Annotated in this window: 11 protein-coding genes; 5 read left to right on the top strand and 6 right to left on the bottom strand. The window is 70.5% G+C overall.

Annotated elements, in window-relative coordinates:
• Positions 1–177 precede the first annotated feature (177 nt).
• Positions 178–1,143 carry an agmatine deiminase family protein gene (locus QBJ89_RS18200; RefSeq protein WP_277981888.1) on the bottom strand — a complete coding sequence of 322 codons (966 nt, stop codon included), beginning with the start codon at positions 1,141–1,143 and terminating at the stop codon, positions 178–180.
• Between the two features lie 15 nt (positions 1,144–1,158).
• The gene (locus QBJ89_RS18205; protein WP_277981889.1) at positions 1,159–2,811 is read right to left on the bottom strand and encodes a M28 family peptidase; all 1,653 of its coding nucleotides are present in this window, start codon (positions 2,809–2,811) and stop codon (positions 1,159–1,161) included.
• 120 nt (positions 2,812–2,931) lie between these two features.
• Between QBJ89_RS18205 and QBJ89_RS18210 the strand changes: the two genes are divergently transcribed.
• On the top strand, positions 2,932–4,953 hold the full coding sequence (locus QBJ89_RS18210; RefSeq protein ID WP_277981890.1) for an alpha/beta hydrolase family protein: 2,022 nt from the start codon (positions 2,932–2,934) through the stop codon (positions 4,951–4,953).
• A 346-nt stretch (positions 4,954–5,299) separates the two neighbouring features.
• On the opposite strand, the gene QBJ89_RS18215 is transcribed toward QBJ89_RS18210, so the two are convergent.
• Together QBJ89_RS18215 and QBJ89_RS18220 are read right to left on the bottom strand one after the other, a co-directional pair.
• Positions 5,300–6,478, bottom strand: a complete 1,179-nt coding sequence (locus QBJ89_RS18215; RefSeq protein WP_277981891.1) for an acetyl-CoA C-acyltransferase — start codon at positions 6,476–6,478, stop codon at positions 5,300–5,302.
• Positions 6,479–6,673: 195 nt separating this feature from the next.
• Positions 6,674–7,108: a MaoC family dehydratase gene (locus QBJ89_RS18220; protein ID WP_277981920.1), complete on the bottom strand. Its 435-nt coding sequence runs from the start codon at positions 7,106–7,108 to the stop codon at positions 6,674–6,676.
• A 113-nt stretch (positions 7,109–7,221) separates the two neighbouring features.
• Here QBJ89_RS18220 and QBJ89_RS18225 point away from each other — a divergent pair, with 113 nt between their 5' ends.
• The gene (locus QBJ89_RS18225; protein WP_277981892.1) at positions 7,222–10,191 is read left to right on the top strand and encodes an L-glutamate gamma-semialdehyde dehydrogenase; all 2,970 of its coding nucleotides are present in this window, start codon (positions 7,222–7,224) and stop codon (positions 10,189–10,191) included.
• Positions 10,192–10,392: 201 nt separating this feature from the next.
• Here the strand turns inward: QBJ89_RS18225 and QBJ89_RS18230 are convergent, their stop codons facing one another.
• Both QBJ89_RS18230 and QBJ89_RS18235 read right to left on the bottom strand, forming a co-directional pair.
• Positions 10,393–10,788: a glycine zipper 2TM domain-containing protein gene (locus QBJ89_RS18230; protein ID WP_277981893.1), complete on the bottom strand. Its 396-nt coding sequence runs from the start codon at positions 10,786–10,788 to the stop codon at positions 10,393–10,395.
• A gap of 58 nt (positions 10,789–10,846) precedes the next feature.
• On the bottom strand, positions 10,847–12,127 hold the full coding sequence (locus QBJ89_RS18235; protein WP_277981894.1) for a dicarboxylate/amino acid:cation symporter: 1,281 nt from the start codon (positions 12,125–12,127) through the stop codon (positions 10,847–10,849).
• Between the two features lie 138 nt (positions 12,128–12,265).
• Here QBJ89_RS18235 and ptsP point away from each other — a divergent pair, with 138 nt between their 5' ends.
• From ptsP to QBJ89_RS18250, 3 genes are all read left to right on the top strand, one after another.
• Positions 12,266–14,533: a phosphoenolpyruvate--protein phosphotransferase gene (ptsP, locus tag QBJ89_RS18240; RefSeq protein ID WP_277981895.1), complete on the top strand. Its 2,268-nt coding sequence runs from the start codon at positions 12,266–12,268 to the stop codon at positions 14,531–14,533.
• Between the two features lie 114 nt (positions 14,534–14,647).
• Positions 14,648–15,538, top strand: coding sequence for a helix-turn-helix domain-containing protein (locus tag QBJ89_RS18245; protein ID WP_277981896.1), 891 nt, complete (start codon positions 14,648–14,650; stop codon positions 15,536–15,538).
• Between the two features lie 323 nt (positions 15,539–15,861).
• Entirely contained in the window at positions 15,862–16,740 is an 879-nt protein-coding gene (locus QBJ89_RS18250) for a YbgF trimerization domain-containing protein (RefSeq protein WP_431522555.1), read from the top strand.
• Positions 16,741–16,744: the final 4 nt, after the last annotated feature.

Below are 16,744 nucleotides of genomic sequence, written 5' to 3' on the forward strand. Positions count from 1 at the left end.
GCACGTCAGCGTGTATGGATCCCCGCCTCCGCGGGGATGACGATGGAACGGCAGCGGCGGAAAGGCGAGGGCGAGGGCGGAAGGGCGGGAGGCGCAAGGGCGGGCGCCGGGGAGGGGCGCGGACGTCCCGCGGCGGCGCGGCCTCGTGCCGCTTCGCGCACGCGCCGCCCCGGCGTCTTACGCCGGGATCTGCTGCGAGATGCAGTGGAAGCTGCCGCCCCCCGTCAGGATCGCGTCGGCGCGCAGCCCGACAACCTCGCGGTCCGGGAAGAGCGCGCGCACCGCGGCGACGCCCGCCTCGTCCTGCGGCGTGCCATACACCGGGACGACCACTGCGGCGTTGCCGATGTAGAAGTTCATGTAGCTCGCCGGCACCACCTCCTCGTCGCGCAGCACGCGGCCGGGGGAGGGGATCTCGACCACCTCCACCCCCGCGGCGCGGGCGCGCGCGGCGGCGTCCTGGTAGACGCGCCAATTGGGGTCGTTCTCCGCGCCGACCGGCAGCGCCAGTCGGTTCGGCCCGACGAAGCGCGCAAGATTGTCGACATGGCCGTCGGTATGGTCGTTGAGCAGCCCGTCGCCGAGCCACAGCACGCGCATAAGGCCCAGGTCCGCGGCGAGCCGGCGCTCGACCGCTTCCTTGGTCAGCGCGGGGTTGCGATTGGGATTGAGCAGGCATTGCTCGGTCGTCACCACCAGCCCGGTGCCGTCGCCGTCGATCGCGCCGCCCTCGAGTACCCATTCGCACGGCAGCACGACCAGCCCGCGCGCGCGCGCCAGCCGCGCGCCGATGTCGTCGTCGCCGGGCAGGTCGTATTTGCCGCCCCAGCCGTTGAACTGGAAGTCGCGCGCGCGCCCTTCGCCGTCGATGATGGGGGCGGTATCGCGCAGCCAGATGTCGCCGAAGGGCTGGACCAGCACCTCGGCGAAGGGCGCGAGCGCGCGCGCCGCCGCGGCCGCCTCGGCGTCGGCGGCGACGAGCAGCACCTGCTCGCCGCGCCCCTCGGCATGGACCGCGCGCGCGAACGCGACCACCTCGTCGCGCGCCTGGTCGAGATCGTCCTGCCACAGCTCGGGATGACTCGGGAAGCCGATCCACACCGCCTGGTGCGGCGCCCATTCTGGCAACGGGGTACGGGTCACTGAGGTCACTCCTGTTCAGCGCGCCGCGGCGCGGCTGCGGTCGCGGATCGCGCGGAACTCGTCGCCCGCGACCCAATTGGGCCAGGCGTCGCTCTCGGCCAGCGCGCGCCCGATCGAGTAATAGAGCTGCACGTCACGCACCGTGCCCGCCCAGTTCCAGTTGGGATCATATTCATCCTTCGGCCCGTGGTAGCGGTGCTCCTCATAGTCCTTCGCCGCGGCGGCGCCCGCGGCCTTGCCGCCCGTGACCAGATCGTCGCCCGCGTCGAAATAGATCATCGGCACGCCGCGCTTGGCCAGGCTGAAATGGTCCGAGCGATAATAGAAGCCCTTCTCGGGCGTTGGCTCATCCGAGGCGTAGCGCCCCTGCGCCTTGAGCGCGGCGCCAAGATAGGAGTCGAGCTCGGACTTGCCCTTGCCCACGACCACGACGTTCTTCGCCGGCCCGGCAAGCGACAGCGCGTCCATGTTGACCCCGCCTACCGTGCGCGCCAGCGGGTAGAGCGGGTTGGCGGCATAATATTCGGAGCCGAGCAGCCCCGATTCCTCCCCCGTCACCGCGACGAAGACCTGGCTGCGTGCCGCCGCGCCGGCCTTGGCGTTGGCTTCGGCGAGCGCGACCAAAGCGGCGGTGCCGCTGGCATTGTCGATCGCGCCGTTGCAGATGTCGTCGCCGTCAGGCGCCGCCTCGCAATGGCCGAGATGGTCCCAGTGCGCGCTGTAGAGGACATAATCGTTCGGGCGGGTCTTGCCCGGCAGCACGCCGACGACGTTGCGCGACATGTGCTTGCGCACGGTCTCGTCGAACGACACCGAGGCGGTCACACCCTTGAGCGGCACCGCGCGGAAACCCTTGCGCGAGGCCGTGGCGGCGAGCGCGTCGAAGTCGAGCTTCTCTCGCGCGAATAGCGCTTTGGCCTGGTCATACTGAATCCAGCCGATCGCCGCGCTCTGGTCGGCATGGCCATCGACGGCGTCGGCGACCTGTTGCGCGCCGGTCCAGCTCGACTGGACGACATTCCAGCCATAGGCGGCGGGCTCGGTCTGGTGGACGATCAGCGCCGCCGCGGCGCCCTGCCGCGCTGCCTCCTCGAACTTGTAGGTCCAACGCCCGTAATAGGTCATCGCGCGGCCGTTGAAGGTGCCGCCGACGTTGGGCGTGCGCCAGTCCGGATCGTTGACGAGGATCAGCACCGTCTTGCCGCGCACGTCGACCCCGGCATAGTCATTCCAGCCCTTCTCGGGCGCGTTGACGCCGTAGCCGACGAAGACGACCGGGCTGTCCTTCACCTCCTCGCGTGGGGCGATGCGATGGCTGCCCACCACCATCTCCGGCCCGTATCGGAGGCTGAGGGGGGCGCCCGCCCCCTTGAAGACGAGCGGCGAGACGTTGCGCGCGGTCAGCTCGACCAGCGGCACGTCCTGGAACCAGCTGCCCTTGTTGCCCGGAGTCAGCCCCGCCGCGGCGAAGCGCTTGGCCAGATAGGCGACGGTCTTCTCCTCGCCCGCGCTACCCGGCGCGCGGCCCTCATAAGCGTCCGAGGATAACTCTTTCGTCACCTCTTTCAGTGTTTGCTCGGCGATCGGCGCGGTCGGCACTGGCTGCGCCGCGACGGCGCTCGCCGCGGCCAGCGCGAGCAGGGACAAAGACGAGAGACGCAGACGCATGGACGTACTCCGGGAGGATGCCCGCGCCTCATGCCAAGCTGGGTCACCGCTGTCCACGCAGGGCCTTGCGGCGCGCGCGGCGGCGGATAGATTTGTGACGGGGAACAGGGGGAAGATGTGATGAGGGGGAAGGCGGGGGCGGCGCTGTGTGCGCTGCTCGCGGGGCTCGCCGGCCAGGCTGCGATCGCGGCGCCGGCGGGGGCGGACGGCGCGTCGGCCGCACCCGCGGCACCGGCGACAGGCGATCTGGCGAGCCGCTTCGGCGCGCGCGAGCATGTCGGCCAGGTCAGCCTGGCGCCCGACGGCGCGCACATCGCCTATATCAGCGCGACGCAGGGGCGCGGCAGCGCGGTGCGGCTGATCGATGTCGCGAAGCAGCGCGAGGAGATGGTCGATCTCGGCAACGGCGAGCGACTGACCCCCTCGATGTGCGGCTGGGCCTCCTCCGCGCGGCTGATCTGCAAGTTCCGCGGCGTGTCGAACTATCTCGACAAGCAGGTCGGCTTTTCGCGGCTGTTCGCCTTCGATGCCGACGGCGGCCACCCGCTGTATCTCGGCCGCAAGAGCCGGCTCGGCGCTACCCGACCCAACCAGTTCGACGGTGACGTGATCGACTGGCGCAGCGGTGACGGCTGGGTGCTGATGCAGCGCGACTTCATCCCGGAGCGGGGTGACGGCTTCAACGCCAGCTCGGTGTCGCGGGACGGGCTCGGCGTCGAGCTGGTCGATAGCAGCACGGGCAAGGCGCAGCTGATCGAGCGGCCGGTGTCCGACGCCGAGGACTGGTTGGCCGACGGCCAGGGCCATATCCGCGTCCGCGAGACGATGCCGCGACGCGAGGACGGCGAGCTCAAGGGCGAGACCGTCTACAGCTATCGTGCGACCGGCGCGGACGCGTGGAAGCCGTTCAGCACCTCGCGCCAGGACGGCCCCAGCGTGCTCGAGCCGCTCGCGGTCGACGGCACGCGCGACATGGCCTTCGCGACGAAGCGGCTCGACGGCCGGCTCGCGCTCTACAGCGTCGCGCTCGACGGCTCGATGAAGTCGAGCCTGGTGTGGAGCAATCCCGAGGTCGATGTCGGCGGGATCGCGCGCATCGGGCGGCACGGCCGCGTGATCGGTGCCACGTACGTGACCGATCGCCGCCAGACCGACTATTTCGACCCGGAGTACAAGACGCTCGCCGCCAAGCTGGCAAAGGCGCTGCCCAAGTCGCCGCTGATCGGCCTGGTCGGCGCCACCGCGGACGAGAGCCGGCTGCTGGTCTATGCCGGCAGCGACGTCGATCCCGGCATGTATTACCTCTACACCAAGGCGAAGCGCACGCTCGACCCGCTGATCGCGGCGCGTCCCGAGCTGGACGGCGTGCCGCTCGGGCAGATGACCTTGGTCAAGTTCCCCGCGGCGGACGGCACGATGGTGCCCGGCTATCTCACGCTGCCGCCCGGCGGCGCGACCAAGGGGCTGCCTGCGATCGTGATGCCGCACGGCGGGCCGGCCTATCGCGACGAATGGGGCTTCGACTGGCTCGTCCAGTTCTTCGCCGCCTCGGGCTATGCGGTGCTCCAGCCGCAGTTCCGCGGCTCGACCGGCTACGGTGACGCCTGGTTCGCCAACAACGGTTTCCGCTCGTGGGAGCTGGCGATCGGCGACGTCAGCGACGCCGGGCGCTGGCTGGTCAAGCAGGGCATCGCCGATCCGGCCAAGCTCGGCATCGTCGGCTGGTCGTACGGCGGCTATGCCGCCCTGCAGAGCAACGTCGTCGACCCCGACCTGTTCAAGGCGGTGGTGGCGATCGCGCCGGTGACCGACCTGGGCCGCACCAAGCAGGAGAGCGAAGGCTTCAGCAACCATGCGATCGTGGAGCGCCAGATCGGCGCGGGCGAGAATATCGGCAAGGGCTCGCCCGCGCGCCACGCCGACCGCTTCAAGGCGCCCGTGCTGCTGTTCCACGGCGACCGCGACCTGAACGTCGGCGTCGGCCAGTCGAAGCTGATGGACAAGAGGCTGCGCGGCGCGGGCAAGGCCTCGACGCTGGTGGTGTACGAGGGGCTGGACCACCAGCTCGACGACGACCGCGCGCGCGCCGAGATGCTGCGCAAGAGCGACGGCTTCCTGCGCGCCGCCTTCGCGGGGAAGTGACGGGGGCGGGGGGAAGATGCGACGAGCTGGGGCTACATCGTCCGCCTGTGCGCCGTCGCGGCTAACGCTCTGCATCGCGCCGATGCGTTGAGGGCTTGCGGAGCGCCGGCGGGCGATCGATGCTTCCCTGAAAAAGGAGCGCGGGCTTTGGCTTGCCCCCGGCAAGCCAAGATGGTGTCCGGGGGACACCATCTCGCCCGCACTGGCAGGCCAAAGGCCTGACGGAGGCGTGTCGCCTATCGTGAGTGCCGGGGAACGTCGCCGGCCGGGTCACCCCTCCGTCAGCGCTGACGCGCTGCCACGTCCCCGTGCAGGGGAGGATCGTTATCTAGCAACGCCAGCGACCTCACAGCACCTCGAACAACCCCGCCGCGCCCATGCCGCCGCCGACGCACATCGTCACCACGACGTACTTCGCACCGCGGCGCCTGCCCTCGATCAGCGCGTGCCCGGTCATGCGCGCCCCCGACATGCCATAGGGGTGGCCGATCGAGATCGCGCCGCCGTTGACGTTGAGCAGCTCGTTCGGGATGCCGAGTTTATCGCGGCAGTAGAGCACCTGCACCGCGAACGCCTCGTTGAGCTCCCACAATCCGATGTCGTCCATCGTCAGCCCGTTCTTCTCGAGCAGCTTGGGGATGGCGTAGACCGGGCCGATGCCCATCTCGTCGGGCCTGGTGCCCGCCACCGCCATGCCGACGTAGCGGCCGAGCGGGGTGAGCCCGCGCCGTTCGGCGAGCCGCTCCTCCATCAGCACGCTGGCCGAGGCGCCGTCGGACAGCTGCGAGGCGTTGCCCGCGGTGACGTGGCGGTCCGGCCCGACCACCGGCTTGAGCGCGCGCAGCCCCTCGATCGTGGTGTCGGCGCGATTGCCCTCGTCGCGCGACAGCGTCACCTCCTCGGGGCTGACCTCCTTGGTCTCCTTGTTCACATTGGCCTTGGTGGCGGTGACCGCGACGATCTCGTCGTCGAATTTGCCGGCCGCCTGCGCCGCCGCGGTGCGCTGCTGCGACTGGAGCCCGTATTTGTCCTGCGCCTCGCGATCGATCCCGTAGCGGTCGGCGACGATCTCGGCGGTCTGGAGCATCGGCATGTAGATGTCATTGTGCATCGCCAGCAGTTCCTTGTCGGGCGCGACGCGCATCTCCGGCGTCTGGACCAGGCTGATGCTCTCGACCCCGCCGCCGATCGTGACGTCCATCCCGTCGACGACGATCTGCTTGGCCGCGATCGCGATCGCCATCAGCCCGCTGGCGCACTGACGGTCGACCGACATGCCCGGCACGCTGGTCGGCAGCCCGGCGCGCAAGAGGCTGGTGCGCGCGATGTTGCTCGCCTGATGGCCCTGCTGGAGCGCGGCGCCGAGGATCACGTCCTCGATCTCGGCACGATCGACCCCGGCGCGCTCGACCGCGGCAGCAATGGCGTGGTGCGCGAGCGTCGGCGAGGGCGTGTTGTTGAACGCGCCGCGATAGGCGCGGCCGATCGGCGTGCGGGCGGTGGAGACGATGACGGCGGAGCGCATGGGGAGGGTCCTTTTGGGAAGTGTCAGGGAAGGAACAGGAGGGCCGTGACGTGGTGAGGTCTGAGCTTGAGGTTCGGGCGGCCTCTTCCACTAGCTTTCGTCATCCTGGTCTTGGTCCGGGATGACGGAAGAGCAGGGGGTGACGTCGTCCACGTACGATCCGACTCCGCCAGGAGCAGCACGCCGCCCGCGCGCTCACACGAACACCTGCGTGATCCACTCCGCCACCATCGCGGGCTTGCCCTGCCCCTCGATCTCGACCGTGGTGGCGGTGGTATATTGATACACCCCCGGCCGCTTCTCGGCGAAGTCGGCCAGCACCGAGCGCGCGCGCACCCGCGATCCTGACGGCACCGGCGCGAGGAAGCGCACCTTGTTGCCCCCGTAATTCACCCCCATCGTCACGCCGTCGAGCCGCGGCGCGTCCGGGGTGCGCGCCGCCAGCAGCGGCAGCAGCGACAAGGTGAGGAAACCGTGCGCGATCGTCGTGCCGAACGGCGTCTGTGTGGCGCGCTCGGGGTCGACGTGGATGAACTGGTGGTCGCCAGTGGCGTCGGCGAAACGGTCGATCATCGCCTGCGTCACCTCGACCCAGTCAGAGACGCTCTCACGCCCGACCGCCTCTCTCATCTCGTCGACGGTCACCGCGATTCCCCTTCGCCAAGCGACGCGCTACAGCGCGCGCATCTGTCTAGGCGCGGCGCCGCCGTGCCCGCAAGACACAACGAACCGAAAGCACGAAGATGGCCGCTGCCGTACCGTCATCCACTCTTGCCCAGCTCCGCGCGCTGCACCGCGCCAGCGAACCCGATGTTCTAAAGCCGCTGCTGGAGCGCGCCGCGGCGGGCGCCGACTCGCGCGCACGCATCGTCGACACCGCCTCCGGGCTGCTCGCCGACCTGCGCGCGGCGCAGGCGCGCGGCTGGGTCAACCAGTTCCTTCAGGAATATCGCCTCAACTCGTCCGAGGGCATCGCGCTGCTCAGCCTCGCCGAGGCGTTCCTGCGCGTGCCCGATCCCGAGACCGCCGACCTGCTGATCGCGGACAAGCTCGGCGATGCCGACTGGCGCGCGCACGCCGGCCAGTCCAACTCGCGGCTGGTCAACACCGCCACCTGGGGGCTGGTGGTCGGTCGCGCGCTGGTGGGCGAGGGCGAGACCGGGCCGCTCAAGCGGCTGCTGAGCCGCGCCGGCGAACCGTTCGTGCGCCAGGCAGTGGGCGCGGCGATGCGGATGATGGGGGAGATCTTCGTGATGGGGCGCACCATCGACGAGGCGATGAAGCGGATGCGCCGCCCCGAGCACCGCGGCTTTACCGCCAGCTTCGACATGCTCGGCGAGGCGGCGCGCACCAGCACCGACGCCGAGCGCTATTTCCAGGCCTATGTCGACGCGATCGACGCCGTCGGCAGCGACCCGCGCGCGGGGCACTCAGTCTCGGTCAAGCTCTCCGCGCTCCACCCGCGCTACGAGGTGGCGCGCTGGGACGAGTGCGTGCCCGCGCTGACCGAGATGCTCGAGGCGCTCGCGCTCCAGGCGGCGGCGCGCGGCATCGCGCTCACCGTCGACGCGGAGGAGAGCGAGCGGCTCGAGATGAGCCTCGACATCATCGGCGCAGTCGCCGCTCTCCCCCAGCTGCGCGACTGGGACGGGTTCGGCATGGCGGTGCAGGCCTATGGCAAGCGCGCGCGGCCCGTCGTGGCCTGGGCCGACTCGCTCGGCCGGCTGATGAACGTCCGGCTCGTGAAGGGCGCCTATTGGGACAGCGAGATCAAGCGCACCCAGGTCGAAGGGCTCGACGACTACCCGTTGTTCACGCGCAAGGCCGCGACCGACGTAAGCTATCTCGCGGTGGCGCGCGACATGCTCGACGCGCGCAACATCCGCCCCGCCTTCGCCAGCCACAATGCGCTGACGGTCGCGACGATCGTGGAATGGGCGGGCAACGGGCGCGATTTCGAGTTCCAGCGGCTCCACGGCATGGGCGACGGGCTGTACGAGCGACTGGTGGGTGACCAGGGCTATCACTGTCGCATCTACGCGCCGGTCGGCGGGCATCGCGACCTGCTCGCCTATCTCGTCCGCCGGCTGCTGGAGAATGGCGCCAATTCCAGCTTCGTCCACCAGCTCGCCGACGCGCGGCTGAGCGAGGCCGACATCCTCGCCGATCCCGTCGCCAAGATCGCGTCGGTCGGCGGCACGCGCCACCCCAGCATCCCGCTGCCCACCGAGCTGTTCGGCGACGAGCGGCGCAACTCGCGCGGCATCGACCTCGCCGACCGCGTCGTACTGGAGGATACGCGCGCCGCGGTGAACCGCGCGATGAGCGAGCCCGCACCCGCCGCCGCGACCGACGTCGCCGCCGCGGTGGCGCGCGCGCGCGCGGCCTTCCCGGCGTGGCAGACCACCCCGGTCGCGGCGCGCGCCGCCTGTCTCGACCGACTCGCCGATCTGCTCGAGCGCGATCGCGACCGGCTGATGGCGATCTGCGTCCAGGAGGCGTTCAAGACCATCCCCGACGCCATCGGCGAGGTGCGCGAGGCCGCGGACTTCTGCCGTTACTATGCGGCACGGGCGCGTGCGACGCTCGGTTCGGTCGAGCTGCCCGGGCCGACCGGCGAGCGCAATACGCTTCACCTCGAGGGGCGCGGCGTGTGGGCGACGATCGCGCCGTGGAACTTCCCGCTTGCGATCTTCCTGGGCCAGACCGTCGCCGCGCTGGTGACGGGCAACACCGTGGTCGCCAAGCCCGCACCGCAGACGCCGCGCATCGCCGCCGCGGCGGTGGCGCTGGCGCATGCGGCGGGCGTGCCGCGCGACGCGCTCGTGCTGGTGCCGGGCGGACCCGAGGTGGGCGCGGCGCTGGTCGGCGACGCGCGCGTCCAGGGCGTCGCCTTCACCGGCTCGACCGCGACCGCGCGGTCGATCGCACGCGCGCTGCTGGCGGACGACGACCGCCCGATCGTGCCGCTGATCGCCGAGACCGGCGGGATCAATGCGATGATCGTCGACTCGACCGCGTTGCCCGAGCAGGTGGTGGCGGACGTGGTCACCAGCGCGTTCCGCTCGGCCGGGCAGCGCTGCTCGGCGCTTCGCCTGCTGCTGGTGCAGGAGGACATCGCCGAAGGGCTGATCGAGATGCTCGCGGGCGCGATGGACCTGCTGACGCTCGGCGACGCGGGCGACCCGCGCACCGACGTCGGCCCGGTGATCGACCGCGCCGCCTACGACCGGCTGATGGCGTATCGCGAGCAGGCGCGCGCGCGCTGGGTGAAGACCGTGGGGGCGCCCGCGGACGGGCTGTTCGTGCCGCCGACGCTGATCCGGCTCGACTCGGTCGAGGCGCTCGACCGCGAGTGGTTCGGGCCGCTGCTTCACGTCGCGACGTGGAAGGCCGGCGCGCTGGAGGAGACGATCGCGCGGGTCAACGCCAAGGGCTATGGCCTGACGATGGGGCTGCACAGCCGGATCGCACGCGCGGCCGAGGTGACTGAAGCGGCCGCGGCGGTGGGCAACCTCTATATCAACCGCTCGATGATCGGGGCGGTGGTGGGCTCGCAGCCGTTCGGCGGCGAGGGGCTGTCGGGAACCGGGCCCAAGGCGGGCGGGCCGCTGTATCTGTATCGCTTCTGTGCGGAGCGCGCGGTGTCGGTGGATACGACCAGCGCAGGCGGCAATGCGACGCTGCTGAGCCTGGAGGAAGGCGGGATCTGAGCGGTTAGGCGGCCGCACCGGCGCAGCATCAGAATGTGAGACATCGCGCCGACACAAAGCAGCCCCCCTCCTCCAGGAGAGAGGTTGGGGTGGGGCCTATCCACGCGCGCCTCACCCGCGGCGGCGCCCCGCCCCCAGCCCCTCCCCTGAAGGAGAGGGGAGAAGCGAGGAACGCTGCCTCAACGAGGCAGCGTCTTCACCTCAGCGGCACTTCACCTTGCCGCGATCGATCGAGCGGCCCAGCAGCGCGCCGCCGCCCGCGCCGAGCAGCGTGCCCAAGGTACCGCCGCCGACGATATTGCCGAGCACGCCACCGCCGACGCCGCCGATCACCAGCCCGGTGGTGCCGTCGTTGCGCTTGCAATAAGCGCGACCGTCACGCCCGCGATAGACCTGGTCGTCGCGACCCAACGCGCGCGCGCGGCGGCTGTTGCCCCGGCGATAGTCCTGCGACGGATCCCAATTCTGGTCGTCGCCATGCCAGCGATAGTCGCGGTCCCCGCGATCACGATCCCGGCGCTGCGCATCGGCGGCCGGCGCGAGCATCGGGGTAGTGGCTGTGGCGAGCGCCAGTGCGGCGAGCAGGGCCTTCTTCATGACATCGATCTCCTTCTGTCGCCCACGAACGTCGCAGGCGGCGAGGAGTTCACTTGAATCAGGCCGGTACCGTATCGTGCCGGGGCAGCGGCGCCATCGTGCCCTCCGCCACCAGCATGTTCTCGCGCTTGGCGACGATCAGCGGCACCAGCACCTGCCCGGCGACGTTCACCGCGGTGCGCCCCATGTCGATGATCGGATCGACCGCGAGCAGCAGCCCGGCGCCCTCCAGCGGCAGCCCGAGCGTGGTGAGCGTCAGCGTCAGCATCACCAGCGCCCCGGTCAGGCCAGCGGTCGCGGCCGAACCGATCACCGAGACCAGGACGACGAGCACATAATCCGAGGCATGCAGCGCAATGCCGTAATATTGCGCGACGAACAGCGCCGCGATCGCCGGATAGACCGCGGCGCAACCATCCATCTTGGTGGTCGCGGCGAAGGGCACCGCAAAGGCGGCATAGTCGCGTGGCACGCCGGCGCGCTCGGCCGCGTCCTCGGTCACGGGCAGCGTCGCGATCGAGGAACGCGACACGAAGCCGAGCTGGATCGCGGGCCAGGCGGTTGTGAAAAAACGTCCCACGGACAGCCGATTGAGCGCGAGCAGCGCGGGGTAGACGACGAACAGCACCAGCCCGAGCCCGAGGTACACCGCCCCCGCGAAGCTGCCGAGCGCGGCGAGTGAGGACCAGCCATAGCGCACGATCGCGGTGCCGATCAGCCCAGCGGTACCGATCGGCGTGAGCTTCACCACCCAGCGCAGCAGCCGGCGGAAGATCGCCAGCAGCGAGGCGTTGGCGGCGAGGAAAGCGCTGCCCGCCTCGCCGACGTTCACCGCCGCCGCGCCGACCGCGATCGCGACGACGATCAGCTGGAGCACGTTGAACCCCAGCTTGGTGGTGGCGCCGCCGTCGGCGAGCTTGGTGCTCGCCTCGATCCCCAGGAAGTTGCCAGGGATGAGCCCGCGCAGGAAGTCGAGCCACGAACCGGTGGTGGCGGGTAGCACCGCGGCGGAGGGATCGACGCCGCTGCGCACGCCGGGCTCGAGCAGCGTGCCGAGCGTGAGCCCGATCGTCACCGCGATCAACGCCGTCACCCCGAACCACAGCAGGGTCTGCCCGACCAGCCGCGCGGCATTGCCGAGGTCGCGCAGCGCCGCGATCGAGGCGACGATCGCGGTGAACACAAGCGGCACCACCAGCGCCTTGAGCAGCTGGACGAAGCTCTCGCCGGTCAGGCGCAGTGCCTCGGCGAGCGCGGGCAGGTCACGCGCCGCGAAACCGAGCGCGACACCGATCGCCATGCCGGCGAACACCTGCACCGTGAAAGAAGGGGTCTTCATCCCATCCAGGTGCGGTCCCCGGCCGCACTCCGCCAGCAACTTTCCGTTTCAATCGCGCGAGCGAGACTTGGGCGCGCTGCGTCGCAACCAAGAAAATGCTGCGTGGCACCCAGGCCGTCGGTCTGTTAGCCCCTCGGCATGCCCGTCTCTGCCGCCCGCTCCGCCCGCGAGATCCTGGTCAACCTGCACGATGTGATGGCGGCGCGGTCGAACGCGCAGGCCAAGCTGAACTCGGTGGTGGAGATCATCGGCGAGGCGCTGGATAGCGAGGTGTGCTCGATCTACCTGCTGCGCGAAGGCGTGCTCGAGCTGTTCGCCACGCGGGGGCTCGCGCCGGAGGCGGTACACGTCACCAAATTGGCGCTGGGCGAGGGTCTGGTCGGCACGATCGCCAAGAACAACGAGGTGCTCAACCTCGACGAGGCCGCCAGCCACCCCGACTTCGCCTACAAGCCCGAGACCGGCGAGGATCGCTACCACAGTTTCGCCGGGGTCCCGATCATCCGCCGCGAGCGCGCGGTAGGCGTGCTCGCGGTGCAGCACGCCGATCCGCGCAAGTATGAGGATGTCGAGATCGAGGCGCTGCAGACGGTGGCGATGGTGCTGTCCGAGCTGATCGCCAATGCCGGGCTGATCGATCAGGGCGGCCCGAGCGACCGCCCGCAGTCGACCGGCTCGACCCGGATCGGCGGGCAGAAATTGGTCGACGGCATGGCGGTGGGCTGCGCGGTGTTCCACCAGCCACGCATCCATATCGAGCATACCGTCGCAGAGGACACCGAGGCCGAGCGCCACCGCGTCTACGCCGCATTCGACAAGATGCGCGAGCAGATCGACCGGATCGCGCGCGAGGCCGAGTTCGGCGTCGGCGACGAGCATCAGGAGGTGATCGCCACCTACAAGATGTTCGCCTACGATGAGGGCTGGGCGCGCCGCATCAACGAGGCGATCGACAGCGGGCTCACCGCCGAGGCCGCGATCGAGCGGGTGCAGCAGCGCACCCGCCAGCGCATGCGCGAGATCGACGATCCGTTGCTCGCCGATCGCATGCACGACTTGGAGGACCTGTCCAACCGGTTGCTCCGCATCGTCTCGGGCCAGATGGGCACCGCAGCGCAGCTCGGTCTCCGGCAGGACACGATCCTGATCGCGCGCAATCTCGGGCCGGCCGAGCTGCTCGAATATGATCGCCGTCGGCTCAAGGGCGTGGTGCTGGAGGAGGGGTCGCTCACCGCGCACGTCACGATCGTGGCGCGCGCGATGGGCGTGCCGGTGCTCGGCCGCGTGCGCGACGTACGCCGGCTGATCGCCGAGGGCGACGCGCTGCTGCTCGACGTCACCGAGGGCACGCTGACCGTCCGCCCGACCGCGGCGATGGAGGAGGTGTTCGAGGCCAAGGTCGCCGCCCGGCAGAAGCGCAAGGCCGCCTATGCCGCGCTGCGCGATCTCGCGCCCGAGACGCGCGACGGGCATCGCATCACCGTGATGGTCAACGCCGGGCTGCGCGACGACGTCGCGGTGCTCGACCTGACGGGAGCGGACGGGATCGGGCTGTTCCGCACCGAGTTCCAGTTCCTCGTCTCCGCCACGCTGCCGCAGCGCGAGCGCCAGCAGCGGCTGTACCGCGAGGTGCTCGACGCCTCGGGATCGCGCCCGGTGATCTTCCGCACCGTCGACATCGGCGGCGACAAGGCGCTGCCCTACCTCACACACACCGGCGAGGAGGAGAATCCGGCGATGGGCTGGCGCGCGCTGCGGCTCTCGCTGGAGCGCGACGGGCTGATGAAGGCGCAGGCACGCGCGCTGCTGGAGGCGGGGGCGGGGCGGACGCTCAACGTGATGTTCCCGATGGTGTCCGAGCCGTGGGAGTTCGACGAGGCCAAGGCGCTGTTCGAGGCGCAGCGCGCCTTCCTCCACCAGCGCAACAAGCGGCTGCCGCTGGAGGTGCGCTACGGCGCGATGCTGGAGGTGCCCGCGCTCGCCGATCAGCTCGACATCCTGCTGCCGAACATCGACTTCCTCTCGATCGGGACGAACGACCTCACCCAGTTCCTCTTCGCCGCCGACCGCGCCAACCCCAAGTTGGCGGACCGCTACGACTGGCTGTCGAGCTCGATCCTGCGCTTCCTGCGCCGGGTGATCGTGCCCGCGCGCGAGGCCGGCGTGCCGGTCGCGGTGTGCGGCGAAATGGGCGGGCGTCCGCTGGAGGCGATGGCGCTGATCGGGATCGGGCTCGACCGGCTCTCGATTACTCCGGCCGCAGTGGGGCCGGTCAAGGCGATGATCCGCACGCTCGACCGCGCCGCGCTGACCGCCTTCATGGACGAGCTGCTGATCCGCCCGCCGCGCGACATGCGCGGCGCGCTCGCCGCCTGGGCGAGCGACAGCGGGGTCGAGCTGGCGTGACGTCGCGACGAACCGAGTCGGATCGTGTGAAGCCCCTCTGTTGACAGTGTTGCTCGTGTTTGGAACACGAACGCACGCCCGCATGATCGCTGTGGGCGCGGGGCGGAGAGAAGAATGAGCGACGGCGAGCTATCCGCACAGGCACCGACGCCCGGCTCGGTCGGCGCGCGGCTGCGCGCGGCGCGCGAGGCGCAGGGGCTGTCGCTGGCCGACGTGGCGGCGCGCACGCGCGTGACGCAGCGCTTTCTCGAGGCACTCGAGATGGACCGGCTCGACCTGCTGCCCTCGCCCACCTACGCCTCGGGCTTCGCGCGCGCCTATGCCCGCGCGGTCGGGCTCGATCAGGCCGACGTCGGCCGTGCCATCCGCGGCGAGCTCGCGCGCGGCGCGATGCCGCTGCGCCAGCATCATATCGAGGAGATCGCCGATCCGTCACGTGCGCCCTCGCGCGGGCTGGTGATCGTCGCCGCCGGGCTCGCGCTGGCGGTGCTGGTGCTGGGCGTGCTGTGGCTCTCCACCGGCATGTTCCGCGGCACCACCGAGCAGGCGCCCGAGGCCACGCCGAGCGGGCAGGTCGCCTCCAGCAAGGAAGTGCCACCGCCGGCGCCGACCCCGGCCGCCAGCGGCAAGGTGGTGCTGACCGCGCGCACCGAGGTGTGGATGCGCGCCTATGACGGCGCCAAGCAGCGCCTGTTCGAGGGCACGATGAAGCCGGGCCAGTCGTTTGAGGTGCCCGCGGGCACGGACCGGCCGATGATCAACGTCGGCCGCCCGGACCAGCTCACCGTGACGGTCGACGGCCGCGAGGTCGCGCCGCTGGGTGACGGCAAGCGCGCGATCAAGGACGTCGGTATTAGCGCCGAGGCGCTCGCCGCGCGCGGCCTGCCCGCCCCGGCGCCGAGCGCGGCGGCCTCGCCCGCGGCTACGACGGCTACGACGGCTATGACAACGGCCACACCGCGCGACGCGGGGCAGCTCGCCGCGTTCCGTGACGTGGCGCGGTGAGAAGAGGCTATCTCAGCTATACCGACGTGATGGAAGCGGTGAGCGCACCCCTCCCTTCCGTCACCCCGGACGGTCCGGGGCTCGCCGTGCCGCCCATGACGTGGCCGCGGTGTTCGCGGAAGGGTGGATCGCGCACCAACTCCGGGATGACGGTGGAGAAGATGCGGTTAGTGGTGTGCGTCCGAACCGACAGGCGAGCGGCTGCCGCTCGCGTCGACGCGACGGCGCACAGAAGAACGAGCGTCCACATCGCTGCGCTTCACCGTGGCGACAGCTCGCTTCTATAGAGAGGTGCGACAGGTGCGCACCGGGGACGGAACATGATGACCAAGTGGATGGCGGGCAGCGCGCTGGCGCTGGTGGTGGCGGGATCGACCGCGACGCCGGCGGCGGCGCAGATCGAGGGCCGCGTCGGCAAGCTCGAGGCGGAGATGCGCGCGGTGCAGCGCAAGGTGTTCCCCGGCGGCGCCGGCGCGATGGTGGAGCCGCAGATCGCGCCCTCGACCGCGCCGGTCGATGCGGCGGGCGTTCCCGCCACCTCCGCGCTGACCGACATCACCGCGCGGGTCACCTCGCTCGAGCAGCAGATGGCGAGCATGACCGGGCAGATCGAGCAGACCCAGTACAAGTTGCGCCAGCTCGAGCAGCAGTTCGAGGATTACCGCAAGGCGACCGACGCCAAGCTGACCCAGCCGGTCGCGCCCGCGCCAACGGGGGGTGCGGACGCGTTCGGCGGCCCCGGCGTGACCGTGCCGCAGGCACCGGAGCCGGTGAGCAACGCCCCGGACGCGGCCGCCGCGCCGAGCAGCGGCGATCCCGCCGAGGACGCCTATCTCGCCGGCTACCGCCTGTGGCAGTCGCGCGACTATCCCGCCGCCGAGGCGCAGCTGAAGAAGGTGGTCGCCACCTATCCGAAACACCGTCGCGCCAGCTTCGCGCAGAACCTGCTCGGCCGCTCCTATCTCGACGAGGGCAAGCCGAGCCTCGCGTCGATTGCCTTCTACGACAATTACAAGAAGTTTCCTGACGGCGAGCGCGCGCCCGACAGCCTCTATTATCTCGGCACCGCGCTGCTCAAGCTCGACAAGCCGGCCGACGCCTGCAAGGTCTATGGCGAGCTGACCGACGTCTACGGCAGCAAGATCTCGCCCGGCCTCAAGGCCGATGTCGCGAAGGCGCGCGCCGCCGCCAAGTGCAAGTGAGCTG

This window comes from Sphingomonas phyllosphaerae, assembly GCF_029623345.1.
GTDB classification, from domain to species: Bacteria; Pseudomonadota; Alphaproteobacteria; order Sphingomonadales; family Sphingomonadaceae; genus Sphingomonas; species Sphingomonas phyllosphaerae_C.